We start from the raw sequence: 23639 nt of genomic DNA, 5'->3' as shown, positions 1-23639 counted from the left end.
CTCAACCCTGAATCCGCGCCCACGGCCGCGCCGCTTCGAGTTCGTAGGCCAGCTCCAGCAGCCGCGACTCCTGGCCCAAGTCGGCGGACAGCATCATGCCCACGGGCAGGCCGTTCGCGGACTGGCCCACCGGCAGCGAGATGGCCGGGTCGCCGGTGACGTTCTGCAGCGGTGTGAAGGCCACCCAGTCGACCAGACGATCGATGACCTGCTGGTAGTCGGTCGGCGCCAGGAAGCCGACCGGGGGCGGCGGATCGGCCAGGGTCGGCATCAGCACGGCGTCGTAGTCAGCAAAGAACCGGGCGCTGCGCCGCCGCAGCCTGCGCAACCGGGCGATGGCCAGCGGGAGCCGGTGGATGTGGCGCCGGGTGTGCCGGTACAGACCCATCGTCAAGGCATCCAGACGGGAGCGGTCGAACGAGCTGCCGAAGACCCGCCGTCCGGCGCTGACCTGCGCCAATGACAGGAAACCCCAGTACAGCACGAAGTCGTCCTGGAAGCCGGCGTGCACCGGCAGCTCGTCGAGGGTTTCCACCCGGTGCCCGAGTTCCTCGAGCAGTGCCGCCGTCTTCAGCGTGAGGTCCCGCACCTCGGGTCCGGATTCGCGATGCATGGACCGGGTCGTGACGGCGATCTTGAGCCGCTGCCGGCCCGGCCCGCTCACGTCACCGATCGGTGGCAAAGTGTGATTGCGGAAGCTGCGTTCCGCCTCGCGGTACCAAACGGCGGTATCGCGCACCGAGCGGGTGAGCACGCCGTTGGCGACGATGCCGACCGGTAGCCGGCGCAATTCCGGGTCCAGCGGCAACCGGCCCCGGGACGGTTTCAACCCGACCAGCCCGGTGCACGCCGCCGGGATCCGGATCGACCCGCCGCCATCGTTGGCGTGGGCGATCGGGGTGACGCCGGCGGCGACGAATGCCGCCGACCCCGACGACGAGGCGCCCGCGGTGTGCTCGGGGTGCCAGGGGTTGCGCACGGCCCCCAATCGGGGGTGTTCGGCGGCAGCGCTGAACCCGAACTCCGAAAGTTGGGTTTTGCCCAGCACGATCAGCCCGGTGTCCAGCAATACCCGGGTGACCACACTGTCGCCGGACGCCGGATACGGTTCCCACGCGTCCGTGCCGTGCCGCGACGGCAGCCCGGCGACGTCCACGTTGTCCTTGATGAAGGTCGGGACGCCGGCGAAGAAGCCGGTGCTCGGCCGCGCGGCGGCGGCGGCGCGCGCCTGATCGAAGCCTGCGCAGGCCAGCGCGTTGAGCGCCGGGTTGACGGCGTGCGCACGCGCAATCGCAGCCTCCAGCACCTCGGCACGGTTCAGCTGGCCGGACCGCAGGGCCTCAGCCAGCGCGACGGCATCCAGGTCACCCAGGGCGTCGTCGCCGAATGCGTGTACGCGCGGCATCGGGAACCGGCGCTAGGCCTGGCCCACCTCGAACCGGACGAACCTGGTCACGGTGACGCCGGCCTCGTCGAGCAGGGCCTTGACGGTCTTCTTGTTGTCCGACACCGACGGCTGCTCGAGCAGCACGGCGTCCTTGAAGAACCCGTTGAGCCGGCCCTCGACGATCTTGGGCAGCGCCTGTTCCGGCTTGCCCTCGGCCTTCGCGGTCTCCTCGGCGATGCGGCGCTCGCTGGCCACCACGTCCTCGGGGACGTCCTCCCGCGACAGATAGCGCGCCTTGAGCGCGGCGATCTGCAGCGCGACGGCGTGTGCCGCGTCGGCGCCCCCGTCACCGGTGTACTCGACCAGCACCCCAACCGCGGGCGGCAGGTCGGCGGCACGCTTGTGCAGGTAGGCCTCGACGGTGCCGTCGAAGTTGGCCACCCGGCGAAGCTCCAGCTTCTCCCCGATTTTGGCCGACAGCGCGGCGATGGCCTCTTCGACCGTCTGGTCGCCGGTGCTGGCTGCCTTGAGCGCGTCGACGTCGGTGGCCTTGGAGGCCACCGCGGCTTCGACCACCTTGTCGGCCAGCTCCTGGAACTCGGCGTTCTTGGCGACGAAGTCGGTCTCGCTGTTCAGCTCGATCAGCGCGCCGCCCTTGGTGGCGACCAGGCCTTCGGCGGTGGCCCGCTCAGCGCGCTTGCCGACGTCCTTGGCGCCCTTGATGCGCAGCGCCTCGACCGCCTTGTCGAAGTCGCCGTCCGTCTCCACCAGCGCGTTCTTGCAATCGAGCATGCCGGCGCCGGTCAGCTCGCGAAGTCGCTTGACGTCGGCAGCGGTGTAGTTCGCCAATGCTCAGCCTTTCCTAGGATGCGTCTGTGGTTGGTGCGCCGGCGGCGGTGTCAGCGCCGGGGGCGGCGTCGGTGCCGGCGGCAGCGCCGGCCAGCAGTTCCTGCTCCCATTCCGGCAGCGGCTCGGCGGCCTCAGCTTCCGGCTTGCCGTCGCTGCGGCCCGCGCCGGCACGCGCCTGCAGACCCTCGGCGACCGCCTTGGCGATCACCGTTGTCAACAGCTCGGCCGAGCGGATCGCGTCGTCGTTGCCGGGGATCGGGTAGTCGACCTCGTCGGGGTCGCAGTTGGTGTCCAGGATCGCGATGACCGGGATGCCCAGCTTGCGGGCCTCGCCGACGGCGATGTGCTCTTTGTTGGTGTCCACCACCCAGACCGCAGACGGCACCTTGGCCATGTCCCGGATACCGCCCAGGGACCGCTCCAGCTTGTTCTTCTCCCGGGTCAGCATCAGGATTTCCTTCTTGGTGCGACCCTCGAAGCCACCGGTCTGCTCCATCGCCTCGAGCTCCTTGAGGCGCTGCAGCCGCTTGTGCACGGTGGAGAAGTTGGTCAGCATGCCGCCCAGCCAGCGCTGGTTGACGTACGGCATCCCGACCCGGGTCGCCTCCCTGGCGACCGAGTCCTGCGCCTGCTTCTTGGTGCCGACGAACAGCACCGTCCCACCGTGGGCGACGGTTTCCTTGACGAACTCGTATGCGTTGTCGATGAAGGTCAGCGTCTGCTGCAGATCGATGATGTAGATGCCGTTGCGGTCGGTGAAGATGAACCGCTTCATCTTGGGGTTCCAACGACGGGTCTGATGCCCGAAGTGCGCGCCGCTGTCAAGCAGCTGCTTCATGGTTACGACAGCCATGGTGAAGCCACGTCCTTTTCTCGGTTGTCGCCCGGCGTCGGGTGAAGCCGGGCCCTGGCGCCTGCTGCGATGCCGAACCCGCTGCCAGGTACACCTGGTCACGGGACCGCTCGGCATGCTGATGCGGATCCCTGGACTACTGGGTCGCGATGCAGACGCGCGAAGTCAGCCCGCTTGTCACGAGCTGCGCCGAGAAGTTTACACCGACTCGGCGACCGGAATTCCCACGCCGCAGAGCTGTCCACAGCGACTGGTCCGATCCCGCGCGTGCGGCTGCACTGATCAGGTGCGATGGCTGGTAGTGGTGTTGTTCCTGTGCTGGGTGCTGCTGAACGCACCGCCGGCAGACGCCGACAACGGGCGGTTCAGCTGGCCGCTGCGCCCGCCGCCGACGGTGGTCCGGGTATTCGACGCGCCGCGCCCGGATTGGCTGGCCGGGCACCGCGGTGTGGACCTGGCCGGTCGACCGGGTCAGCCGGTGTACGCCGCCGGCGAGGCGACAGTGGTGTTCGCCGGGTCGGTCGCCGGACGGCCGGTGGTGTCGCTGGCCCACCCGGGCGGATTGCGCACCAGCTACGAACCGGTCCGGTCAGCGGTGCGCGCGGGACAATCGGTGACGTCGGCGACGGCGATCGGTGACCTGCTCGCCGGGCACGCCGGTTGCCCGGCGCCGGCGTGCCTGCATTGGGGCGCGATGGGGGGGGCGGCGTCGCGAGCCGACTACGTGGACCCGCTCGGCCTGCTGGCGGTCACGCCGATCCGGCTCAAACCATTGCCGGGTCAGGCGCGCGGATGAGCCTGGTCGTGTACCGCGCGCAGCCTGGCCACCGCGACGTGCGTGTAGAGCTGGGTGGTGGCCAGGCTGGAATGGCCGAGCAGTTCCTGGACCACGCGCAGGTCGGCGCCACCTTCGAGCAGGTGGGTGGCAGCGCTGTGCCGCAGTCCGTGCGGTCCCATGTCGGGCGCGCCGTCCACGGCGGCGACGGTTTGGTGCACCACCGTGCGGGCCTGCCGGACGTCCAGACGGCGGCCGCGGGCCCCCAGCAGCAGCGCGGGACCGGACTCGGCGGTGACCAGTTCGGGACGCCCGTGCGTCAACCACGCCTGCAGCGCCGCGGCGGCCGGCTGCCCGAACGGCGCGGTGCGCTGCTTGTTGCCCTTGCCGAGCACCCGGACCACTCGATGCCCGGTGTCGACGTCGTCGACATCCAGCCCGCACAGCTCGCTGACCCGGATCCCGGTCGCGTACAACATCTCCACGATCAGCCGGTCCCGCAGGGCCAGGGGATCGCCCTGCTGCGCACCGGATTCGGCGGCCGACATGGCGGCCAGCGCCTGGTCCTGGCGCAGCACCGCAGGCAGGGTGCGGTGCGCCTTGGGGACCTGCAGGCGGGCGGCGGGGTCGTTTGCGATGATGCCGCGCCGCAGCGCCCACGCGGTGAAGGCTTTGACCGACGACGTGCGCCGGGCCAGGGTGGTGCGCGCGGCGCCGGCGCCGGCCGCGGCGGCCAGCCAGGCCCGCAGCACCGGCAGGCTCAGCGTCTGCAGACTGGATCCACGCTCGGCGAGAAAGTCCAGCAGCGCCCGCACGTCCCCCAGATAGGCCCGACGGGTATGCGCCGACCGGCCGCACTGCAGGTCGAGATATTCGTCGAACTCGTCAAGGATCGCCTGCACTCCCCCACGCTCGCAGACGCGGCACGGCGATTCAGCGGACGCGCCGCAGCGTGTCCGGGGTGAGATCTGTCAGCGTCGGATAGCCGTCGACGGCCATGATCAGGTCGGCTTCGGCGAGCAGCATCCGCAGCACGTGCACCAGGCCGTCGACGCCGCCAAGCGCGAGGCCGTAGGAATAGGGCCGGCCGACGCCGACCGCGGTCGCACCCAGGGCCAGCGCTTTGATGATGTCGGCGCCGCTGCGGATGCCCGAGTCGAACAGCACCGGCAGCCCGTCCGCCGCCTCGACCACGTCCGGCAGGCAGTCCAGGGCGGGCAGCCCACCGTTGGCCTGCCGACCGCCGTGGGTCGAGCAGTAGATGCCGTCGACGCCGCCGTCCTTGGCGCGCCGCGCGTCGTCGGGATGGCAGATCCCTTTGAGGATCAGCGGCAGGTCGGTCAGCGAGCGCAGCCAGGGCAGGTCGTCCCAGGTCAGCGGGTTCCCGAAGGTCTGGGCCCACTGCAGCACCGCGCCTTGCGGGTCTTCCTCGGGCGGGCGCGGCAGGCTGGCGCGGAAGACCGGGTCGCTGGTGTAGTTGCTCAGGCACAACCCGCGCAGCTGGGGAAAGTTGGCGGTGGTGAGGTCCCGCGGTCGCCAACCGGGAATCCAGGTGTCCAGCGTGACGACGATCGCCTTGTAGCCGGCCGCTTCGGCACGCTGCACCAGGCTGGCGGCCAGTTCCCGGTCCTTCGGGGTGTACAGCTGGAAGAAGCCCGGGGTGTCGCCGAATTCGGCCGCGACGTCTTCCAGCGGGTCGGCGGTCAGCGTGGACACCACCATCGGCACTCCGGTGCGGGCCGCCGCGCGTGCGGTCGCCAGGTCGCCGTGGCCGTCCTGCGCGCACAGTCCGATGACGCCGATCGGCGCCATGAACAGGGGCGAGGGCAGTTTCAACCCGAACACGTCGACGGAGAGGTCGCGTTCGGCGGCGCCGATGAACATGCGCGGCATCAGGCCCCACTGATCGAAGGCTTCCCGGTTGGCCCGCTGGGTGCGTTCGTCGCCCGCTCCCCCGACGACGTAGGACCACACTGACGGCGGCAGGGCCATTTCGGCCCGCAGCTCCAGTTCCGCGAAACTCATCGGCAGCTTGGGAGCGATCCCGGAGAGTCCTTGGAAGTAGATCTCGTACTGATAGTCGCCGTATGCCATGAGCTAGAGGATGCCAGTGGCCCGCGCTACTGGTCCGGGCCCTCCGCCTCGGCGAGTTCCTTTTTCCACTCCCGGAACGACTCTTCGGTGCGCCCGCGCCGCCAATATCCGGAGATCGACGCCCACTGGGCATCGACGCCGCGTTCCTTGCGGATGTAGGGCCGCAGGTTGTGCATGACGGCTTGTGCTTCGCCGTGGATGAAGACGTGCACCTGCCCCGGCAGCCAGGGCGAGGTGGTGACCGCCTCGATCAGCGGTGCGTGATCGCCCGCGCGGTCTTCGGGAACCAGGTCGGCGCGGCCGCCGCGCACAATCCAGAACACGTCCACACCTTCGGGTGCGGTCAACGGGATTTCGTCCTCGGGAAAGCCGACCTCGATGAAGGCCTTGCCGACCGCAGTTTCGGGCAGTGCCTCCAGCGCTGCGGCGATGGCGGGCAACGCGGATTCGTCTCCGGCCAGCAGATGCCAGTCGGCGGCCGGGTCGGGAGTGTAGGCGCCGCCGGGGCCCATCAGATAAATCGGCTGGCCCGGTTCGGCCGCGGCCGCCCACTGTCCGGCCACGCCGTGCTCGCCGTGCACCGCGATGTCGACGGTGATCTGGCCGGCCTGTTCATCCACGCGGCGCACGGTGATGGTGCGCACCGAGGGCCGGTGCGCGGGGGGCAACTCGGCGAAGCTGTCGATCGTCAACGGCTGGGGTAGCCCGTTGATGTCGACGTTGTCGGGGACGAACACCAACTTGACGTAGGAGTCGGTGAACTTGCTCGGCACGAAGGCGTCGAAATCCTTGGCGCCCAGCACCAACCTGACCATGTGCGGCGTGAGCTGTTCGGTACTGACGACCTCGAATGCCTGCAGCGGCCGACCTGCCACCGTGTCCTCCTGTCCCGCGGTCGTCCCGTCCCGCGCCGCGATACCCACACCCGACCCCAGTCGACTATACGAGTCGGGTTTTGCCGCGACCGTGCCGTGCGATCCGCCACCGGCCGTCGTCGCACTCGACCAAGCCGGCAACCTCGAGCAGCGCCAGTGGCCCCAGTACCTGTTCGGGAACCAGGCCGGACGCGACCGCGATCTGTTCGACGGTGGCCGCGCCACGGCCCGGCAACGCGTCGTGCACCCGTTGCTCGGCCTCGCTCACACCGTCCAGCACGGTGGCGGGCCGTGACTCCTCGGGCGCCAGTTCCCCGATGCGGCCCACCATTTCGACGACATCGTCAGCACGGGTGACCAGCTCCGCGCCGTTGCGCAGCAGTACATGACATCCCGCTGAGGCCGACGACGTGACCGGCCCGGGTACCGCGGCCACTACCCGCCCCAGCGCGCGCGCCCACGCTGCGGTGTTGGCGGCACCGCTGCGCAGCCCCGCTTCCACCACGACCGCGGCGCCGGCGACGGCGGCCACCAGGCGGTTGCGGGTGAGGAACCGGTGCCGGGCCGGCCGGGTACCGGGCGGGTACTCGGTGACCAGCAGCCCGTGCCGGCTGATGCGGTGCAGCAGCGCGGAGTGCCCGGCCGGATACGGCACGTCGATCCCGCCGGCCATTACTGCCACCGTGCTGCCCTCGGCGGCCAGCGTTGCCCGGTGCACCACACCGTCGATGCCGAAGGCACCGCCGGAAACGGTTGCCACCTCCCGGTCGACCAGACCGGCCGCCAGATCGGCCGCCATGTGCTCGCCGTAGCTGGTGGCGGCCCGGGTGCCGACGATGGCGGCCGACCGGTGGGACACCTCGGCCAAGTCGACGGGCCCGATCGCCCACAGCGCCAGCGGCGGCCCGCCGCGCGATGTGACCGCCGCGTTGTCGAAGGCGGCGAACGCCAGCACCGGCCACTCCGCGTCGTCGGGTGTGATCAACCGGCCGCCGCGCCGCTCGAGCAGCTCCAAATCCGCTGCCGCCTGGTCGATGTGGCGCCGGGCCTCGGTGCGTCGGGCCAGATCCGGACAACCCGGTAGCCCGGCCTCCCCACGCTTGATCCGCTCGGCCGCCTCCTGCGCCCCGACGCATCGCACCAGCGTGGCGAGCTCCGCGCAGGGCGGTTCGACGACCCGCGACAGGTAGGCCCATGCCCGCGACTGCGGATCGGTGGCGCTCATCGTGCCGCCCCCGCCTGCCGGAAGCTGAGCGCGGTGGCGACGTCGTCGCGGCCAGGTGACGTGCGCCCGGCGAGGTCGGCCAGACTCCAGGCGACCCGCAACGTCCGATCGACCCCGCGGATGCTCAGCACCCCGCACCTCAATGCGGTGTGCAGTGGCTCCATCGTGGCGTGGCCGAGCCGGAATTTCCGGCGCAGCAGCGCGCCGGAGACTTCGGCGTTGGTACGACAACCGTGCGGCCGCCACCGGTCGGCTGCGGCCGCCCGGGCCTGCGCCACCCGGTGCCGGACCTGCGCGGTGGATTCACCGTCGGCAGGCGCGAACGCTCCCGATCGCACCACGGTCATCTGGACCCGCAGGTCCACCCGGTCGAGCAGCGGACCGGACAACTTGCTCAGGTACCGCCGCCTGACCGCGGCGGGACAGACGCAGTCCTGCGGGTCGGCCGGCGCGCACGGACACAGGTTCGCTGCCATCACCAGCTGGAACCGGGCCGGGTAGCACGCGACGCCGTCGCGGCGGGCCAGCCGAATCTCACCGTCCTCCAACGGTGTCCGCAATGCGTCCAGGGCGCTGGCGCCGATCTCGGCGCACTCGTCGAGGAACAACACGCCGCGGTGCGCGCGGCTGACCGCACCTGGGCGGGCCATCCCGCTGCCGCCGCCGACGAGGGCGGCCACGGTGGCACTGTGGTGCGGCGCCACGAACGGCGGCCGGGTGATCAGCGGTGTGTCTCCGGCCAGCAGGCCGGCCACCGAATGGATCGCGGTGACCTCCAGCGCCTCGCTGTCGGTCAGCGGCGGCAGCAGCCCCGGGAGACGTTGTGCCAGCATCGTTTTGCCCACCCCCGGTGGGCCGGTCATCATCAGGTGGTGCGCCCCCGCGGCCGCCACCTCGACAGCGAACCGGGCGTGGGACTGACCGACGACGTCGGCCAGATCCACCACCGGCTCGTCGGCGGGCGCCGACCCCAGCACCGGGCCGTCCAGGCCGCCGCTTCCGTTCAGCCAGCCTTTCAGCTGTCCGAGGGTGCGCACCCCCCATACCTCGATACCGTCGACCAGGCAGGCCTCGGGCAAATTCGCGCTGGGAACCACGACGGCGGGCCAGCCGTCGCGCTTGGCGGCCAGCACCGCGGGCAGCACCCCCCGGACCGGACGCACCCGGCCATCCAGCGCCAGCTCGCCGAGCAGCACCGTCTTCTCCAGCCGGTGCCATGACCGCTTGCGCTGCGCCGAGAGCACCGCGGACGCCAGCGCGATGTCGTAGACGGATCCCATTTTCGGCAGTGTGGCCGGTGACAGCGCGAGCGTGAGCCGGGCCTGCGGCCAGTCGTTGCCGCAATTGCTGACCGCCGCGCGCACCCGGTCCCGGGACTCCTGCAACGCCGCGTCGGGCAGGCCGACCAGATGCACGCCCGGCAGTCCCGAGCTGATATCGGCTTCGATTTCCACGATGTGCCCGTCCAGGCCTTGCACGGCGACCGAGAATGCGTGCCCGAGCGCCATCACCCGACCGCCTTGAGGTGGGTGAGCTCCGGGACGCGCCGGCGTCCGATGCGCACCGCGATCACGTCGATGCGGATCACCGCCCAGCGCTGCTGCTGACCGGCCAGCCAAAGTCCCGCGAGCCTGCGCAACCGGCGCACCTTGGCGTCGGTCACCGCCTGCGCCACGCCACCGTATCCGTCCGTCGTGCGGGTCTTGACCTCGACGAAAATCACTGTGCGAGTGGCTATATCAGCAGCGATCACGTCGAGTTCCCCGTAGCGGCAGCGCCAGTTCCGGTGCAGGATGCGCAACCCCAGGCCGGTCAGGTGTGCTACGGCCAGCTGTTCACCGAACGCTCCGAGCTGCGCCCGGGTCATCGTTTCTTGGCTCGTCATGAGGCTCACCCTGCAGGCGGGCCCCGACACGGCCGGTGGTGGCGGATGCGCAGCACCCGGTTGCGCCGCTACCTATCCACACCCGGGCATTCATCCACAGCCCGAGCAGACGCGGCCGTCAGGCGCGCTTGCTGGGCACGATGATCACGACGATCAACGTCAGGATGCTGAAGAACAGGCCGCACAGTCCCCAGATGACAGCGCTGCGTCCCTTCATCGACGCGATCACCGCGCAGACGATCGCCGCGATCACGCTGCCGACCATGACGAAGATCCCTTTGATCCCGCGCAGGATGAACCCCGCTGCCTCGGGATTGCTTTGCGCGGCGGTAATGACTTCGTGCAGCATGGCCGTCTCCTGGACTGAGTGAGGTGAGCTCGGTGAAGCGCTAGGACCGGCTACCCTCGCGGCCCGGGTCTCAATCCACGGTGACCCGGTCCACCCGGGTGTAGACGTTCATCGAATCCGCGCGCAGGAACGCCACCAGCGTGATCCCGGACTCTTCGGCCAACGAGACGGCCAACGACGACGGCGCCGAAACCGCGGCCAGCACCGGAATCCCGGCCATCAGCGCCTTCTGGGTCAACTCGAAGGACGCCCGCCCGCTGACCAGCAGCACCGTGCCCGCCAACGGCACCCGCCCGTGTTCCAGCGCCCAGCCGATCACTTTGTCCACGGCGTTGTGCCGGCCGATGTCCTCGCGTGCGGCCAGCATCGTCCCGTCCACCCCGAACAGCGCCGCGGCGTGCAGCCCGCCGGTGGAGGCGAAAACCTTTTGGGCGTCCCGCAATTGGTCCGGCATCGCCTCCAGGCTGGCCGCGGCAACGGTGGCGGGATCATCCCCGGGCGCGTGCCGGCTGATCAGCCGCACCGCCTCCAGTGACGCCTTACCGCAGACCCCGCACGACGACGTGGTGTAGAAGTTGCGGGTCACATCCAGATCGGGCACGTCGACACCCGGCGCCAGCGTCACGTCGAGCACGTTGTAATTGTTACCGCCGTCGGCATCTTGGCCTGCGCAGTAGCGAATCGTGCGTACGTCCTCGCGCCGGACAAGCACTCCTTCGGTGAGTAGAAAACCTTGTGCCAGTTCAAAATCGGCACCCGGGGTGCGCATGGTCACGGTGACCGCGGTGCCGTTGACGCGGATCTCCAACGGCTCCTCGACGGCCAGCGTCTCCGGCCGGGTGATCGCCCGGCCGGCGGCGAGATGCCGAACGCGCCGACGCGCGGTGACGTGTCCCACTAACCGCCCGGCTCCACTCGGATCACGATCGCCTTGGACACCGGGGTGTTCGATTTCGCCGCGGTGTGGTCGAGCGGCACCAGGGCATTCGTCTCGGGGTAGTAAGCGGCCGCATTGCCGACCGGCGTCGAATACTGCACCACCAGAAAGTCTTTCGCCCGGCGCTCCTTGAGCCGGCCTGCACTGTCGGTCCACTCCGACACCAGATCCACCCGGGCGCCGGGGGTCAGACCGAGCGCCTCGATATCGGCGGGGTTGACGAACACCACCCGGCGGCCGCCCTTGACCCCTCGGTAGCGGTCGTCGAGCCCGTAGATCGTGGTGTTGAACTGGTCGTGGCTGCGCAGCGTCTGCAACACCAGCCGCCCGGGTGGCACCTGAACCCACTGCAGCGGATTGATGGCGAAGTTGGCTTTGCCTGTGCTGGTACGGAATTCGCGTGAATCGCGGGGCGGATGCGGCAGCTGGAAGCCGTCGGGCCGGCGCACCTTGCGGTTGTAGTCGGCACAACCGGGCACCACCGCGGCGATGGCGTCGCGGATGGTGTCGTAGTCGTCGGCGAACCGCTCCCATGGCACGGGGTGCGCCGGGCCCAGCAGGGTCCGGGCCAGCCGGCAGACGATCTCCACCTCGCTGCGCAACTCGTCGCTGGGCGGCTGCAGGCCACCGCGGGACAGATGCACCATCGACATCGAATCCTCAACCGATACAAGCTGTTTGCGACCGCCGCGGATGTCGCGGTCGGTGCGGCCCAGGGTGGGCAGGATGAGCGCGGTGCTGCCGTGCACGATGTGGCTGCGATTGAGTTTCGTCGAAATCTGTACAGTCAGCGCGCAATTGCGGAGCGCGGCCTCGGTGACGGCGGTGTCCGGCGTGGCCGAGGCGAAGTTGCCGCCCATGCCGACGAACACGCTGGCGCGGCGGTCCCGCATGGCGCGGATCGCGGCCACCGTGTCATACCCGTGCGCACGGGGGCTGGTGATCCCGAACTCACGGTCCTGAGCGGCCAGGAACGGTTCGGGCATCTGCTCCCAGATGCCCATGGTGCGGTCGCCCTGGACATTGGAGTGTCCGCGCACCGGGCACACTCCCGCGCCGGGTTTGCCGATCATGCCGCGCAGCAACAGCACATTGGTGATCTCGCCGATCGTGGCAACCGCGTGCGTGTGCTGCGTCAGGCCCATTGCCCAGCACACCACGGTGCGTTGGGACGCCATCAGCATCGCGGCGACGCGCTGGAGTTGCGCACGTCCGATGCCGGTGGCGGCCGCCACGTCGTCGAGGTCGATTTCCAGGGTGCGCCGGCGGTACTCATCGAAGCCGGCACAGTGCCGGTCGACGAATTCGCGGTCGATCACCGTGCCCGGGGCGCGCTCGTCGGCCTCGAGCAGCAGCCTGCCCAGACCCGCGAACAGCGCCATGTCGCCACCCAGCCGCACCTGGACGAACTCGTCGGTGATGGGAATGCCCCGGCCGAGCACCCCGTGCACCTTCTGCGGGTCCTTGAACCGGATCAGTCCCGCCTCGGGCAGCGGGTTGACGGTGATGACCCTGGCGCCGTTGTCTTTCGCCTTCTCCAGAGTCGAGAGCATGCGGGGATGGTTGGTGCCCGGGTTCTGTCCGGCGATGACGATCAGGTCGGCGTGCACCACGTCGTCGACGGTGACCGAACCCTTTCCGATGCCGATGGATTCGGTCAGCGCCGAACCCGAGGATTCGTGGCACATGTTGGAGCAGTCGGGCAGGTTGTTGGTGCCGAAACTGCGCACCATCAGCTGGTAGCAGAACGCGGCCTCATTGCTGGTCCGCCCCGAGGTGTAGAACACCGCCTCATCCGGGCTGTCCAGGGCGTTGAGCTGATCGGCGATCAGCCGATAGGCGGCTTCCCAGCCGATCGGCCGGTAGTGGTCGTCACCGGGCCGCAGCACCATGGGCTGGGTGAGCCGACCCTGCTGGGAAAGCCAGTATTCCGGCTTCGCTGCCAGGTCGGCGATCGAATGCCGGGCGAAGAACTCCGGGTCCACCACCCGCTTGGTGGCTTCTTCGCCGACCGCTTTGGCGCCGTTTTCGCAGAACTCGGCCAGCTTGCGGCCACCGTGTTCCTCCGGCCAGGCGCACCCCGGACAGTCGAAACCGTTGCGCTGATTCAGCTTGGCCAGCGCCCGCGCGGTGCGCACCGCACCCATCTGCTCCAGGTCGCGCTGCAGCGACACCATGACCGCGCGCACTCCCGCCGCGTCCTGCTTGCGCGGCGTGACGGTTACCGCGTGTTCGTCGTAGTCGGCGGGAATGTCACCGGGTCCGCCGGAACGCTGAAACCACACGGCGTCAACGTACCCCGATTCGGGCGCACTCCACCGAATCCTGCTCGGTCGGGCACACTCAGCGACGACGTACGTCACCAAATGTGTGCGCGATGCCACAGTTGGCTACTACTACCGGGTTCAATACCACTTGGAGGGTACGAGGGACCATGAAATTGATCGCGCCGGCCGACTCGATGTTCCTGCTCGGGGAATCCCGCGAGCACCCGATGCACGTCGGCAGCCTGCAGTTGTTCCAGCCACCTGATGGCAAGGACGAAGACTTCGTGACCGAGGCCTACGAATCGATGCTCAACCGCACCGACGTCCAGCCGACGTTCCGCAAGCACCCGGCGTTCGTGGGTCCGGTCACCAACCTGGCGTGGTCGGAGCAGAAGGACATCGAACTCGACTACCACTTCCGCCGGTCGCACCTGCCCCGTCCGGGCCGGGTCCGCGAGTTGCTCGAGGTGTGTTCACGCTGGCACGGCAGCCTGCTCGACCGGCACCGCCCGCTGTGGGAAGCGCACCTCATCGAGGGCCTCAACGACGGGCGCTACGCCGTCTACACAAAATTCCACCACTCGCTGATGGATGGTGTCTCGGCGATGCGGCTGATGCAGCGCGCGTTCACCAACGACCCGAACGACGACGAGGTCCGGGTGCCGTGGGAGCTGAAACCGCGCCACAAGCCGGACTCGGGCGGCGGCTCGTCGCCGCTGCAGGCGCTGACCGGTGCGATCGGTTCCGCAGCGGGTCTGGCGCCGTCGACCCTGACGCTGGCGCGCGCCGCCCTGATCGAGCAGCAACTCACGTTCCCCTTCCGGGCCCCCAAATCCATGTTCAACGTGCGGATCGGCGGCGCGCGGCGCATTGCCGCGCAGTCGTGGCCGCTGGAACGCATCTTCAGCGTGAAGAAGGCCGCGAACGTCAGCTTCAACGACGTGGTGTTGGCGATGTCGGCGGGCGCACTGCGCACGTATCTGATCGAACAGAATGCCCTGCCCGACGCGCCGCTGATCGCGATGGTGCCGGTGAGCCTGCGCAAGGAGGACAGCGACGGCGGCGGCAACTCGGTGGGAACCGTGCTGTGCAACCTCAACACCCATGTCGAAGACGCGGGCGATCGGCTGCGCGGGATCAACTCGTCGATGACCGAACAGAAAGAGCTGTTCAACCAGCTCCCCCAGGTTCAGCAGCTGGCATTGTCGGCGTTCCTCACCGGCGGCCTGTTCCTCGGTCTGGTACCCGGATTCATCCGCACCGCACCGCCGCCGTTCAACATCGTGATCTCCAACGTGCCGGGCTCCAAGGAGAAGTTGTATTGGCGCGGCGCGGAGCTGGTCGGCAACTATCCGCTGTCGATCACGCTGGATGGGCAGGCGATGAACATCACCGTGACCAATAACGGTGACAATCTGGACTTCGGTTTGGTGGGCGCCCGGGGCAGCGTGCCGCACCTGCAGCGGATGCTCAGTCATCTGGAGACGTCGCTGAAAGACCTCGAGCGCGCAGTCGGCGTGTGACGCCTGTGACGACCGCGCTAGTCTACGGCCAGCACCCGCTGCGCCGAAGGGAGGTGACGACTTGGTCAACGAACCGAGCGCCGCCGACGGCCCGACCCCGGGTGGGTCGACGGCCGATCCCGCGACGGTGTTCGCCGCCCTGGCCGAGATCCTCTACCAGGGCACGGACCCGACCCAGATGTATGCGGCGATCTGCGTGGCCGCCACTCTGGTCGTGCCCGGCTGCGACCACGCCAGCCTGCTGGTCAAGCGCGACGACCGCTACGTGACGGTGGGTGCCAGTAGCCGACTCGCCTACCAGGTCGACGACCTGGAACGACGAGCCGGCGACGGTCCGTGCATCGACGCGATCGAGGAGGAGACCCCGCAGATCGAGCCGGACCTGACCGTCCCGAACCAATGGCCCAGGTTCGCCGAGCGCCTGGTCGCCGAAACGCCGGTGCGCGGCGCGATGGGCTTTCGGCTGCTGATGGACAGGCGCAAGAACGCTGCGTTGAACCTGTTCAGCGAAACGCCCAACCTCTTCGATGCCGAAGCCGCCGGACGGGCCGCGGTGCTGGCGGCGTTCGCCGGTGTGGCCATCAACGCGATCGCGCAGGGCGAGGACGCCGCCAGCCTGCGCCGCGGCTTACTGAGCAACCGGGAAATCGGCAAAGCCGTGGGCATGCTGATGATGCTGCACCAGATCGGCGAAGACGAGGCCTTTGATCTGCTGCGCCGGCACTCGCAGAGCCTGAACATCAAACTTGCCGACGTGGCGCGCCACGTCGTCGACGCCCGCGGTCAGCTGCCGCCCGGCTGACTACTCCGGTAAGCGGAGTTCGGGTTTCTCCACCTCTTCGATGTTGACGTCCTTGAACGTCACCACCCGCACCTGTTTGACGAACCGGGCCGGACGGTACATGTCCCACACCCACGCGTCGGCCAGGCGGAGCTCGAAATACACCTCGCCGTCGGCGTTGCGCGGCACCATCTCGACACTGTTGGCCAGATAGAACCGGCGCTCGGTTTCCACGACGTAGCTGAACTGACCGACGATGTCCTTGTATTCGCGGTACAGCGAGAGCTCCATCTCGGTTTCATACTTTTCGAGATCTTCTGCACTCATCTGCTCAGACGTCCTCTTCCCGGATCTTGGGCTCCATCTTTCCTCACTGACAAACGCCGCTCTCGGGCGGACCACCGGTGGTGAGCACAGTCCCGGTCGCGACCCGGCGCACGTTGATGAACGAACGGCGATGTTCGGGGCACGGACCCAGCCGGGTCAGCGCCCGGCTGTGCGCGGGGGTGCTGTAGCCCTTGTGGTCGGCGAAGCCGTAGCCGGGATGATCGGCTTCCATCGCGACCATCAACCGGTCGCGACTGACCTTGGCCAGCACGCTCGCCGCGGCGATACAGGCCGCCGCGGCATCCCCGCCGATCACCGGCAGCGACGGCACCGCCAACCCGGGGACCCGGAATCCGTCGCTGAGTACATAGCCGGGCCGCACCGACAGGCCGGCCACCGCGCGTCGCATGCCTTCGATGTTGGCCACGTGCACGCCGCGGCGATCGACCTCGGTCGAGGGAATGAACACCACGTGATAGGCCAGCGCGTAGCGGCGGATCAACGGAAACAACCGCTCCCGTACCTTCTCCGTCAGCTTCTTCGAATCATCAAGGGCAGCAAGGCTTTCCAGGCGCCCCGGACCGAGGACGCAGGCCGCGACCACCAACGGGCCGGCGCAGGCGCCGCGACCCACCTCGTCGACCCCCGCAACCGGGCCCAGTCCGTTGCGGTACAGCGCGGACTCCAGGGTGCGCAACCCTGACGACTTGCGGATCACCGTCCGCGGCGGCCACGTCGTGGCCATCGTCACTGAGCCTGCTGAGGGTTCACCGAACCCACGCCACCCCACCGTTTCGGCGGCCACACGATGAAGCGCGCTTTGCCGATGACGTTGCCGACCGGAACCGTACCGGCGGTCGGGTCACCCGTGCACAGCATCGGGCAGTGCGCCCGGGAGTCCGCCGAGTGGGTCCGGTTGTCACCCATCACCCACAACCGTCCCGGCGGCACGGTGACCGGCCCGAACTCACTGCCCAGACAGGGATACACCGACGGGTCGGCCATCATCGTGTTCGGGTCGAGGTACGGCTCCTTCAACGTCTTGCCGTTGACCGTCAAGCCGGTGTCCGCCCGGCACTGGACTGTTTGTCCACCGACCGCGATGACGCGCTTGACCAGGTCATTTTCGTCGGGCGGCACGAATCCGATGAACGACAGCGCGTTCTGGATCCAGCGCATCGCGGGGTTGTGCGAGCGGATCGACTTGTAGCCGAGGTTCCACGACGGCGGGCCCTTGAAGACGATGACGTCACCCGGCTTCGGTTCGCCGAAGCGGTAGGTGAGCTTGTCGACCATGATGCGGTCGCCGACGCAGGTCGGGCAGCCGTGCAGGGTCGGTTCCATCGATTCCGACGGGATCAGATACGGGCGCGCAACGAACGTCAGCATCACGTAGTACAGGACGATCGCGATCACCAGCAGCGACGTCAGTTCCCGCAGGGTGGACCGTTTCGGCTTCGCATCCTCGGCCTCGGGCGCCGTGTCGACCGGCTCGGCCTTCCCTGCAGCGGTCGCGACGGGCTCGTCGGACGCGCTCGGGTCGAGCGACTGCGGCGCCGACCGCACGAGGTCAGGGTCCGAAGACGAGTCCTCCGGAGGGGACTTTTCCGTTTCCGTCACGAGCTCAGCGTAGCCAGGGCTCGAAGCTCTCGCGGTCAGCGCTGCTGGGCGAGGTCAGCGCTTTTCCTTGATCTTGGCCTTCTTGCCACGCAGCTCGCGCAGGTAGTACAGCTTGGCGCGACGGACGTCGCCCCGGGTCACCACCTCGATGTGATCGATGTTCGGCGAATGCACCGGGAAGGTCCGTTCGACGCCCACGCCGTAGCTCTCCTTGCGGACCGTGAACGTCTCGCGGATGCCACCGCCCTGCCGGCGGATCACCACACCCTTGAACACCTGGATACGCTCCTTGGCGCCCTCGATGACCTTCACGTGCACGTTGATGGTGTCGCCCGGGTTGAACGCGGGGATGTCGTCGCGCAGCGACGCCTGGTCGACGAAGTCCAGCCTGTTCATTGGAAAGACACTTCCTCGGGGTCGCGGCCGGATGAACTACCCGCACGCAGGCGCGCGGCGATCACCAAGCCGATGGGTTTCGGGCTTCTCAAGTGCGTCTCGCAGCAGGCGGCAGGCACGGGCCGGCCGACGACCGCCGGAGACAACCGCCCAATTGTGCCAGATGGTGCGCATGCAGTGAAAATCACAGGAAACTGTAGTGGTTCGCGTCCGCCCTGAAGCGCCTGCAAATGGTACATATGACAGGGGTTCAAACCGCGCGGAATCTATACCTGGACCAGCCCCGGAAGTTCGGGCCCGGGACAGCATCCGGCGCGGCTGACCCCCGCCCACTAGAGACGCCCACGGGACGGCTGAAGGAGTGCGATGCGAGCCCGGCCGCTGACCCTGCTGACCGCCGTAGCCGCGGTGGCGCTGGTGGTTGTCGCGGGTTGCGAGGCGACGGTGCACGCCAAAGCATTCGACTCCCCCGCCCAGCCGGTGTCGGAGTCGCCGACCCAATCGCAGCCGCAGCTGGTCGAACTGCTGCTGCGGGTGATCACGCCCAGTGGCAACCCGACGGCGCTGCCCATGCTGCGGCCCGGCGGGCTCGACGGAGTGCAGGCGCGGGTCCAGCAAGCCACCGAGCAGGCCGCGGCCAGCGGGGCGATCCTCTCGGTGGCCATCCTCGACCGGGCCACCCACCAGTTGGTCTCCAACGGCAACGACCAGATCATCGCCACCGCCTCGGTGGCCAAACTCTTCATCGCCGACCAGCTGTTGCTGCAGGAATCCGAGGGCAGGTCGGTGCTGTCCGCCGACGACCACCAGGCACTGGACGTGATGCTGCAGTCGTCCGACGACGACGCGGCCGAGCGGTTCTGGGGACAGGACGGCGGAGATGCCATCGTCACCCAGGTCGCGGCCCGGTACGGGCTGACCGCCACCACACCACCCAGTGACGGGCGGTGGTGGAACACCATCAGTTCGGCCGCCGACCTGATCCGCTACTACCAGGGGTTGCTGGACGGCTCGGGCGGTCTGCCGCAGGACCGGTCCCGGCTGATCTTCAACGATCTGGCCCGGTCCACCCCCACCGGGGTCGACGGGTACCCGCAACGGTTCGGGATACCTGACGGCCTGTACGCCGAACCCGTTGCGGTCAAACAGGGTTGGATGTGCTGCATCGGCGCGGACTGGATGCACCTGTCGACCGGTGTGATCGGCGCCGACCGGCGCTACATCATGGTGATCGAGTCGCTGCAGGCTGCTGACGACGCCACCGCTCGCGAGACGATCACCCAGGCCGTCAAGACGATGTTCCCCAACGGCCGCATCTGAGCGCCCGCGGTCAGTCCAGCAGTTCGGGCCGCCGCTCCCGGGTGCGCTGCATCGACACCTCCCGGCGCCAGGCCGCGATGCGGGCGTGGTCGCCGGAGAGCAGAACCGGCGGGACATCCAGGCCGCGCCAGCTCGGCGGTCGCGTGTAACTCGGGCCTTCCAGCAGTCGGTCCAGCGCCGGTGAATGCGAATCATGTTGGTGCGATGCGGGATTGCCCAGCACCCCGGCGAGCAGCCGCAGCACGGATTCGATCATCACCAGCGCCGCCGACTCGCCGCCGGGCAACACGTAGTCGCCGATCGACACTTCTTCCACACGCATCCGGCGGGCCGCATCGTCGACGACACGTTGATCGATGCCCTCGTACCGGCCACAGGCGAACACCAGGTGAGTTTCGGCGCTCCAGCGTTGCGCGGTGGCCTGGGTGAACAGCGCGCCCGCCGGCGTGGGAACCGCCAAAAGTGTCTGTTCGGTGCAGATTTCGTCCAGGGCGTCGCCCCAGACCGGTGCCCGCATGACCATGCCCGGGCCACCGCCGTAGGGCGCGTCGTCCACCGAGTGGTGCACGTCGTGGGTCCAGCGTCGCAGGTCGTGCACCTGCAGATCCACCAGGCCCGACGCAATCGCCTTGCCCGGCAACGACTGTCGCAGCGGTTCCAGGTAGGCCGGAAAGATCGTGACGACGTCTATTTTCATGGGATGCGCACGGTCAGCCCGGGTCCAGCAGACCGTCGGGCGGTTCGATCTCCACGGTGCCGTCTTCCAGCGAGACCGAGGTGACGATAGCGCTGACGAACGGCACCAGCACCTCGCCGGAATCGCCCGTGACAGCCAGCAGTTCGGCCCCGGCGGTGTGCAGCACCTCGGTGACGACACCGACCTGCCGCCCGCCGGTCGTGGTGACCCGCAGACCTTCCAGCTGGTGGTCGTAGTAGGTGTCCGGTTCCTCGATCGGCGGCAGTTCGTCGGAGTCGATCAGGAACAGGCTGCCCCGCAGCGCATCGGCGCCATCCCGGTCGGTGACCCCCGCCAGCCGGACCAGCAGCCGGGTGCCGTGCGGACGGGCGCCCTCGACGACGTAGCTGCGTTCGGGACCGGGATCGCGCGGTTTACGGGTCCGCAGCCTGCTGCCCGGCGCGAACCGGACGTCGGGATCGTCGGTGCGGACGTCGACGACGAGTTCGCCGGTGATGCCGTGGGCCTTGGCCACCCGCCCGACGATCAGCTCCATTCGAGCGCTACTGGTCGGTGTCCACCACGTCGACGCGGATGCCGCGGCCACCGATCCCGGCGACCAGGGTGCGCAGCGCGGTCGCGGTGCGTCCCCCGCGGCCGATCACCTTGCCCAGGTCGTCGGGGTGCACGTGCACCTCGACGGTGCGGCCGCGGCGGCTGGTCACCAGATCCACCCGGACATCGTCGGGGTTGTCGACGATGCCGCGAACCAGATGCTCAACGGCGTCGACCACGACAGTGCTCACAGCCCCGCTCAGCTTTCGGCTTCGGCAGCCGCCGCCGTTTCGCTCGGCGTCTCGGCGGCCGGCTCGGCAGCGGTCTCAGTGGTCTCGTCACCCTTGGCGGCCTTCTTCGGCGCCGACTTCTTCTTCGGCTTGGTGGCCTCGGTGGTGGGCCCGCCGTCGGCTGCGGCCAGGGCGGCATTGAACAGTTCGAGCTTGCTCGGCTTGGCGGGCTTGACCTTCAACCGGCCCTCGGCGCCGGGCAGGCCCTTGAACTTCTGCCAGTCGCCGGTGATCTTGAGCAGCTTGAGGACGGGCTCGGTGGGCTGTGCGCCGACCGACAACCAGTACTGGGCACGCTCGGAGTTGATCTCGATCAGGCTCGGCTCTTCCTTGGGGTGGTAGCGGCCGATGACCTCGATCGAGCGGCCGTCGCGGCGGGTGCGCGAGTCGGCGATCGCGATGCGGTACTGGGGATTGCGGATTTTGCCAAGCCGGGTGAGCTTGATCTTGACAGCCATAACTGAACTCCTGTGGGTGTCACGCTGCAATTCAGCAACCGGGGCGGAACGCCCGGGTCCGGTTTTGCCTCGCGTGTTGTGACCGGGTGCGATCATGATCGCGCCGCGGACAGCCGCCTATTGTGCCAGAACGTGGCGATCCGGCGGTAATTCGCTACAGCACCTTCTGAAAGGTCTTGGTCTCTACGCGCCGCGTCATCCGCCAGCCCTGCGGCGTGCGCACGAATTCGTCGTCGTACCAGAGACCACAGAACAGGATCTGGTCCTGCTGGCCGCCCAGCACCATCGGGTTGAAACAGATCACCCGCGAGGACGCGGTGTCGCCCTCGATGCGGACCGAGAAATTCCCCAGCATGTGCGCGTAGACCGGGAAATTCGGCAGCACCTCCGACAGCCACTTCTTGACCTCGGGATACGGGCCGTCGATACCGCCGAGTTCGCGGTAGTCGATATAGGCATCCGGCGTGAAGACGCGGTCCAGGTCGTCGAATCGACGCTGGTCGATGGCGGTGGAGTAATCCACGAGTAACTGCTGGATCTCCAGGCGGTCAGAAATCTCGGCCAGGCTCAACATGGGAACGATTCAACACCGCGGCGTAGCCGGGTTAAACTCTGCGCCCATGCGAAAGCTCGTGGCTACCGCCGCCGCGCTGGCGATGATCTGGGCCGCAGGCGTCACGTCCCCAGTGTCGGAAGCCGACACCGATGTGCAGCAGGTGGCCGGTTCGGTGCCGATCCCGGACGGGCCGGCGCAGACCTGGATCGTCGCCGATCTGGACAGTGGGCAGGTCCTGGCCGGCCGCGACCAGAATGTGCCGCACCCACCCGCCAGCACCATCAAGGTGCTGCTGGCGCTGGTGGCGCTCGACGAGCTGGACCTGAACTCCACCGTGGTGGCCGACCTCACCGACACCGCAGCCGAGTGCAACTGCGCCGGGGTGAAGCCGGGCCGCAGTTACACCGCCCGCCAGTTGCTCGACGGCCTGTTGCTGGTGTCGGGAAACGACGCCGCCAACACGTTGGCGCACATGCTCGGCGGCCAGGACGCCGCGGTGGGCAAGATGAACGCCAAAGCCGCGTCGCTGGGCGCCGGGAACACCCACGCGACGACCCCGTCCGGATTGGACGGCGCCGACGGCTCCGGTTGGACGACCGCCCATGATCTCGCGGTCATCTTCCGCGCGGCGATGGCCAACCCGACGTTCGCCCGCATCACTGCCGAACCGTCGGCGATGTTCCCCGGCGACACCGGCGACCAGCCGATCCTCAACCAGGACGAGCTGCTGGTCCGGTATCCCGGCGCCATCGGCGGCAAGACCGGTTTCACCAACGCCGCCCGCAAGACCTTCGTGGGCGCGGCCGCGCGCGGTGGCCGCCGGCTGGTGATCGCCATGATGTACGGGTTGGTCACCGCGGGTGGCCCAACGTACTGGGACCAGGCGGGCAACTTGTTCGACTGGGGATTCGCGGTGGGCCCGCAGTCCGGCATCGGCTCGCTGTAACCCCGGCCACTCGCCCGCGAGCGGACGCAGAATCGCACGAAATCGCTTGTGCTCGTGCGATTCTGTGTCTGCTCGCCCAGAGGTGCGGGCGCTCAGGCGCGCGGGTTCGGCCACGCCGCGGTGAGCAGCTCGGTCAGCACCGGGATCCGGCGCTCGGCGATTTCGGGTTGCGGCAGTACGCCTTCGACGATCGCGGCACCGTCGAAGACATTGGTCAGCAGCGCCACCAGGACCGGCAGCGTGTCCTGCGGGATGTGTTCGGTCCCCGGCATCGTGCGCGCCGCGTCGTACATCTTGGCGCGGTATTGCCAAAGTTCGTGCTGCAGGGTCGCTTTCAGTTTCTCGTCGGTGCGCGCGGCGATCATCAGCTCGTAGAGCACCGCGTTGGTGGAGCCGGCGGTGATGTCGCGCAGGATCGCCAGCGCCGACTCCAGCGCCGGCCGGTCGGCCGGAATCTCGGCGACCTGTTTGGTGAACGTCTCGATCTGCCGGCGCAACACCTCCGAGGCCGTCGCGGCCATGAAGTCGCCCATGTTGTCGAAGTGCCGGAACAGCGCACCCACCGACACCCCGGCGCGTTTGGTGATCACCGCCGCCGAGGCTCGGGCGTACCCGGACTCGACGATGGTGTCGATGCACGCGTCCAGCAGGCGCCCGACGGTCTCCTCGCGACGCTGCTGCTGCGTCCTGGCCAT

The 23639-nt window shown here is 68.7% G+C and carries 27 protein-coding genes; 5 read left to right on the top strand and 22 right to left on the bottom strand.

Annotation, left to right across the window (positions count from 1 at the left end):
- Position 1: 1 nt before the first annotated feature.
- The 3 genes from AC5Y6Y_RS13630 to rpsB are packed head-to-tail and all read right to left on the bottom strand — an operon-like array spanning position 2 to position 3089.
- On the bottom strand, positions 2 to 1405 hold the full coding sequence (locus tag AC5Y6Y_RS13630; protein ID WP_473139955.1) for an amidase: 1404 nt from the start codon (positions 1403 to 1405) through the stop codon (positions 2 to 4).
- 12 nt (positions 1406 to 1417) lie between these two features.
- Entirely contained in the window at positions 1418 to 2236 is an 819-nt protein-coding gene (gene tsf, locus AC5Y6Y_RS13625; protein ID WP_463827007.1) for a translation elongation factor Ts, read from the bottom strand.
- 13 nt (positions 2237 to 2249) lie between these two features.
- Positions 2250 to 3089 carry a 30S ribosomal protein S2 gene (rpsB, locus tag AC5Y6Y_RS13620; protein WP_463827008.1) on the bottom strand — a complete coding sequence of 280 codons (840 nt, stop codon included), beginning with the start codon at positions 3087 to 3089 and terminating at the stop codon, positions 2250 to 2252.
- Between the two features lie 286 nt (positions 3090 to 3375).
- Between rpsB and AC5Y6Y_RS13615 the strand changes: the two genes are divergently transcribed.
- Entirely contained in the window at positions 3376 to 3885 is a 510-nt protein-coding gene (locus AC5Y6Y_RS13615; protein WP_473139956.1) for a M23 family metallopeptidase, read from the top strand.
- Here the strand turns inward: AC5Y6Y_RS13615 and AC5Y6Y_RS13610 are convergent.
- The 9 genes from AC5Y6Y_RS13610 to AC5Y6Y_RS13570 all read right to left on the bottom strand — a co-directional run bounded on the left by AC5Y6Y_RS13610 (position 3870) and on the right by AC5Y6Y_RS13570 (position 13553).
- A complete protein-coding gene (locus AC5Y6Y_RS13610; RefSeq protein ID WP_463827010.1) occupies positions 3870 to 4766 on the bottom strand; it encodes a tyrosine recombinase XerC in 897 nt (298 codons plus the stop codon). The two genes, AC5Y6Y_RS13615 and AC5Y6Y_RS13610, sit on opposite strands and share 16 nt — an antisense overlap.
- Positions 4767 to 4797: 31 nt before the next feature.
- A complete protein-coding gene (locus AC5Y6Y_RS13605; RefSeq protein ID WP_473139957.1) occupies positions 4798 to 5958 on the bottom strand; it encodes a lactate 2-monooxygenase in 1161 nt (386 codons plus the stop codon).
- Between the two features lie 26 nt (positions 5959 to 5984).
- Positions 5985 to 6833 (bottom strand): siderophore-interacting protein, encoded by an 849-nt coding sequence (locus AC5Y6Y_RS13600; protein WP_463827012.1) that lies wholly within the window; start codon positions 6831 to 6833, stop codon positions 5985 to 5987.
- Between the two features lie 64 nt (positions 6834 to 6897).
- On the bottom strand, positions 6898 to 8058 hold the full coding sequence (gene dprA, locus AC5Y6Y_RS13595) for a DNA-processing protein DprA (protein ID WP_463827013.1): 1161 nt from the start codon (positions 8056 to 8058) through the stop codon (positions 6898 to 6900).
- The gene (locus AC5Y6Y_RS13590; RefSeq protein ID WP_473139958.1) at positions 8055 to 9566 is read right to left on the bottom strand and encodes a YifB family Mg chelatase-like AAA ATPase; all 1512 of its coding nucleotides are present in this window, start codon (positions 9564 to 9566) and stop codon (positions 8055 to 8057) included. Before AC5Y6Y_RS13590 ends, dprA begins: the two co-directional genes overlap by 4 nt.
- On the bottom strand, positions 9566 to 9943 hold the full coding sequence (locus AC5Y6Y_RS13585; RefSeq protein WP_473139959.1) for a YraN family protein: 378 nt from the start codon (positions 9941 to 9943) through the stop codon (positions 9566 to 9568). Before AC5Y6Y_RS13585 ends, AC5Y6Y_RS13590 begins: the two co-directional genes overlap by 1 nt.
- Positions 9944 to 10061: 118 nt before the next feature.
- Positions 10062 to 10292 (bottom strand): deoxyribodipyrimidine photolyase, encoded by a 231-nt coding sequence (locus AC5Y6Y_RS13580; RefSeq protein WP_463827016.1) that lies wholly within the window; start codon positions 10290 to 10292, stop codon positions 10062 to 10064.
- A 70-nt stretch (positions 10293 to 10362) separates the two neighbouring features.
- Positions 10363 to 11190: a formate dehydrogenase accessory sulfurtransferase FdhD gene (fdhD, locus tag AC5Y6Y_RS13575; protein WP_473139960.1), complete on the bottom strand. Its 828-nt coding sequence runs from the start codon at positions 11188 to 11190 to the stop codon at positions 10363 to 10365.
- Complete coding sequence (locus AC5Y6Y_RS13570; RefSeq protein ID WP_473140000.1) at positions 11190 to 13553, bottom strand: FdhF/YdeP family oxidoreductase; 2364 nt, start codon at positions 13551 to 13553, stop codon at positions 11190 to 11192. The genes fdhD and AC5Y6Y_RS13570 overlap by 1 nt, the downstream gene beginning before the upstream one ends.
- A gap of 110 nt (positions 13554 to 13663) precedes the next feature.
- Here AC5Y6Y_RS13570 and AC5Y6Y_RS13565 point away from each other — a divergent pair, with 110 nt between their 5' ends.
- Complete coding sequence (locus AC5Y6Y_RS13565; RefSeq protein WP_473139961.1) at positions 13664 to 15019, top strand: WS/DGAT/MGAT family O-acyltransferase; 1356 nt, start codon at positions 13664 to 13666, stop codon at positions 15017 to 15019.
- Positions 15020 to 15080: 61 nt separating this feature from the next.
- The gene (locus AC5Y6Y_RS13560) at positions 15081 to 15821 is read left to right on the top strand and encodes an ANTAR domain-containing protein (RefSeq protein WP_463827019.1); all 741 of its coding nucleotides are present in this window, start codon (positions 15081 to 15083) and stop codon (positions 15819 to 15821) included.
- On the opposite strand, the gene AC5Y6Y_RS13555 is transcribed toward AC5Y6Y_RS13560, so the two are convergent.
- The 4 genes from AC5Y6Y_RS13555 to rplS are packed head-to-tail and all read right to left on the bottom strand — an operon-like array spanning position 15822 to position 18143.
- Positions 15822 to 16127, bottom strand: a complete 306-nt coding sequence (locus tag AC5Y6Y_RS13555; RefSeq protein ID WP_012393608.1) for a DUF2469 domain-containing protein — start codon at positions 16125 to 16127, stop codon at positions 15822 to 15824. It lies immediately after the preceding gene.
- 43 nt (positions 16128 to 16170) lie between these two features.
- Positions 16171 to 16872: a ribonuclease HII gene (locus AC5Y6Y_RS13550; RefSeq protein ID WP_463827020.1), complete on the bottom strand. Its 702-nt coding sequence runs from the start codon at positions 16870 to 16872 to the stop codon at positions 16171 to 16173.
- 2 nt (positions 16873 to 16874) lie between these two features.
- The gene (gene lepB, locus AC5Y6Y_RS13545; RefSeq protein ID WP_473139962.1) at positions 16875 to 17747 is read right to left on the bottom strand and encodes a signal peptidase I; all 873 of its coding nucleotides are present in this window, start codon (positions 17745 to 17747) and stop codon (positions 16875 to 16877) included.
- A 54-nt stretch (positions 17748 to 17801) separates the two neighbouring features.
- Entirely contained in the window at positions 17802 to 18143 is a 342-nt protein-coding gene (gene rplS, locus AC5Y6Y_RS13540) for a 50S ribosomal protein L19 (RefSeq protein WP_044510756.1), read from the bottom strand.
- 366 nt (positions 18144 to 18509) lie between these two features.
- On the opposite strand from rplS, the gene AC5Y6Y_RS13535 reads away from it, so the two are divergent.
- The gene (locus AC5Y6Y_RS13535; RefSeq protein WP_463827022.1) at positions 18510 to 19463 is read left to right on the top strand and encodes a serine hydrolase; all 954 of its coding nucleotides are present in this window, start codon (positions 18510 to 18512) and stop codon (positions 19461 to 19463) included.
- Positions 19464 to 19473: 10 nt separating this feature from the next.
- Here AC5Y6Y_RS13535 and trmD read toward each other — a convergent pair whose 3' ends face one another.
- The 5 genes from trmD to AC5Y6Y_RS13510 form a co-directional block, all read right to left on the bottom strand.
- Complete coding sequence (gene trmD, locus AC5Y6Y_RS13530; protein WP_463827023.1) at positions 19474 to 20160, bottom strand: tRNA (guanosine(37)-N1)-methyltransferase TrmD; 687 nt, start codon at positions 20158 to 20160, stop codon at positions 19474 to 19476.
- 13 nt (positions 20161 to 20173) lie between these two features.
- Positions 20174 to 20695, bottom strand: a complete 522-nt coding sequence (gene rimM, locus AC5Y6Y_RS13525; protein ID WP_473139963.1) for a ribosome maturation factor RimM — start codon at positions 20693 to 20695, stop codon at positions 20174 to 20176.
- 7 nt (positions 20696 to 20702) lie between these two features.
- Positions 20703 to 20945 carry an RNA-binding protein gene (locus AC5Y6Y_RS13520; RefSeq protein WP_036354608.1) on the bottom strand — a complete coding sequence of 81 codons (243 nt, stop codon included), beginning with the start codon at positions 20943 to 20945 and terminating at the stop codon, positions 20703 to 20705.
- Between the two features lie 8 nt (positions 20946 to 20953).
- A complete protein-coding gene (rpsP, locus tag AC5Y6Y_RS13515; protein WP_463827025.1) occupies positions 20954 to 21442 on the bottom strand; it encodes a 30S ribosomal protein S16 in 489 nt (162 codons plus the stop codon).
- Positions 21443 to 21596: 154 nt separating this feature from the next.
- Positions 21597 to 22016 carry a nuclear transport factor 2 family protein gene (locus AC5Y6Y_RS13510; protein ID WP_463827026.1) on the bottom strand — a complete coding sequence of 140 codons (420 nt, stop codon included), beginning with the start codon at positions 22014 to 22016 and terminating at the stop codon, positions 21597 to 21599.
- 46 nt (positions 22017 to 22062) lie between these two features.
- Here AC5Y6Y_RS13510 and AC5Y6Y_RS13505 point away from each other — a divergent pair, with 46 nt between their 5' ends.
- Entirely contained in the window at positions 22063 to 22944 is an 882-nt protein-coding gene (locus AC5Y6Y_RS13505; RefSeq protein ID WP_463827027.1) for a D-alanyl-D-alanine carboxypeptidase family protein, read from the top strand.
- Between the two features lie 92 nt (positions 22945 to 23036).
- Here the strand turns inward: AC5Y6Y_RS13505 and AC5Y6Y_RS13500 are convergent, their stop codons facing one another.
- Entirely contained in the window at positions 23037 to 23639 is a 603-nt protein-coding gene (locus tag AC5Y6Y_RS13500; protein WP_473139964.1) for a TetR/AcrR family transcriptional regulator, read from the bottom strand.

This window comes from Mycobacterium sp. NGS24 (assembly GCF_059813065.1).
This window is presented reverse-complemented; position numbering and strand designations above follow the sequence as displayed.

What these genes read in the sequence shown, in the direction of transcription:
- AC5Y6Y_RS13630 (WP_473139955.1), bottom strand. Translation starts at nt 1,405, where the DNA reads ATGCCGCGCGTACACGCATTCGGCGACGACGCCCTGGGTGACCTGGAT.
- rpsB (WP_463827008.1), bottom strand. Translation starts at nt 3,089, where the DNA reads ATGGCTGTCGTAACCATGAAGCAGCTGCTTGACAGCGGCGCGCACTTC.
- AC5Y6Y_RS13605 (WP_473139957.1), bottom strand. Translation starts at nt 5,958, where the DNA reads ATGGCATACGGCGACTATCAGTACGAGATCTACTTCCAAGGACTCTCC.
- dprA (WP_463827013.1), bottom strand. Translation starts at nt 8,058, where the DNA reads ATGAGCGCCACCGATCCGCAGTCGCGGGCATGGGCCTACCTGTCGCGG.
- AC5Y6Y_RS13590 (WP_473139958.1), bottom strand. Translation starts at nt 9,566, where the DNA reads ATGGCGCTCGGGCACGCATTCTCGGTCGCCGTGCAAGGCCTGGACGGG.
- AC5Y6Y_RS13585 (WP_473139959.1), bottom strand. Translation starts at nt 9,943, where the DNA reads ATGACGAGCCAAGAAACGATGACCCGGGCGCAGCTCGGAGCGTTCGGT.
- AC5Y6Y_RS13580 (WP_463827016.1), bottom strand. Translation starts at nt 10,292, where the DNA reads ATGCTGCACGAAGTCATTACCGCCGCGCAAAGCAATCCCGAGGCAGCG.
- AC5Y6Y_RS13565 (WP_473139961.1), top strand. Translation starts at nt 13,664, where the DNA reads ATGAAATTGATCGCGCCGGCCGACTCGATGTTCCTGCTCGGGGAATCC.
- AC5Y6Y_RS13555 (WP_012393608.1), bottom strand. Translation starts at nt 16,127, where the DNA reads ATGAGTGCAGAAGATCTCGAAAAGTATGAAACCGAGATGGAGCTCTCG.
- AC5Y6Y_RS13550 (WP_463827020.1), bottom strand. Translation starts at nt 16,872, where the DNA reads ATGGCCACGACGTGGCCGCCGCGGACGGTGATCCGCAAGTCGTCAGGG.
- rplS (WP_044510756.1), bottom strand. Translation starts at nt 18,143, where the DNA reads ATGAACAGGCTGGACTTCGTCGACCAGGCGTCGCTGCGCGACGACATC.
- AC5Y6Y_RS13535 (WP_463827022.1), top strand. Translation starts at nt 18,510, where the DNA reads ATGCGAGCCCGGCCGCTGACCCTGCTGACCGCCGTAGCCGCGGTGGCG.
- trmD (WP_463827023.1), bottom strand. Translation starts at nt 20,160, where the DNA reads ATGAAAATAGACGTCGTCACGATCTTTCCGGCCTACCTGGAACCGCTG.
- rimM (WP_473139963.1), bottom strand. Translation starts at nt 20,695, where the DNA reads ATGGAGCTGATCGTCGGGCGGGTGGCCAAGGCCCACGGCATCACCGGC.
- rpsP (WP_463827025.1), bottom strand. Translation starts at nt 21,442, where the DNA reads ATGGCTGTCAAGATCAAGCTCACCCGGCTTGGCAAAATCCGCAATCCC.
- AC5Y6Y_RS13510 (WP_463827026.1), bottom strand. Translation starts at nt 22,016, where the DNA reads ATGTTGAGCCTGGCCGAGATTTCTGACCGCCTGGAGATCCAGCAGTTA.
- AC5Y6Y_RS13505 (WP_463827027.1), top strand. Translation starts at nt 22,063, where the DNA reads ATGCGAAAGCTCGTGGCTACCGCCGCCGCGCTGGCGATGATCTGGGCC.
- AC5Y6Y_RS13500 (WP_473139964.1), bottom strand. Translation starts at nt 23,639, where the DNA reads ATGGCCAGGACGCAGCAGCAGCGTCGCGAGGAGACCGTCGGGCGCCTG.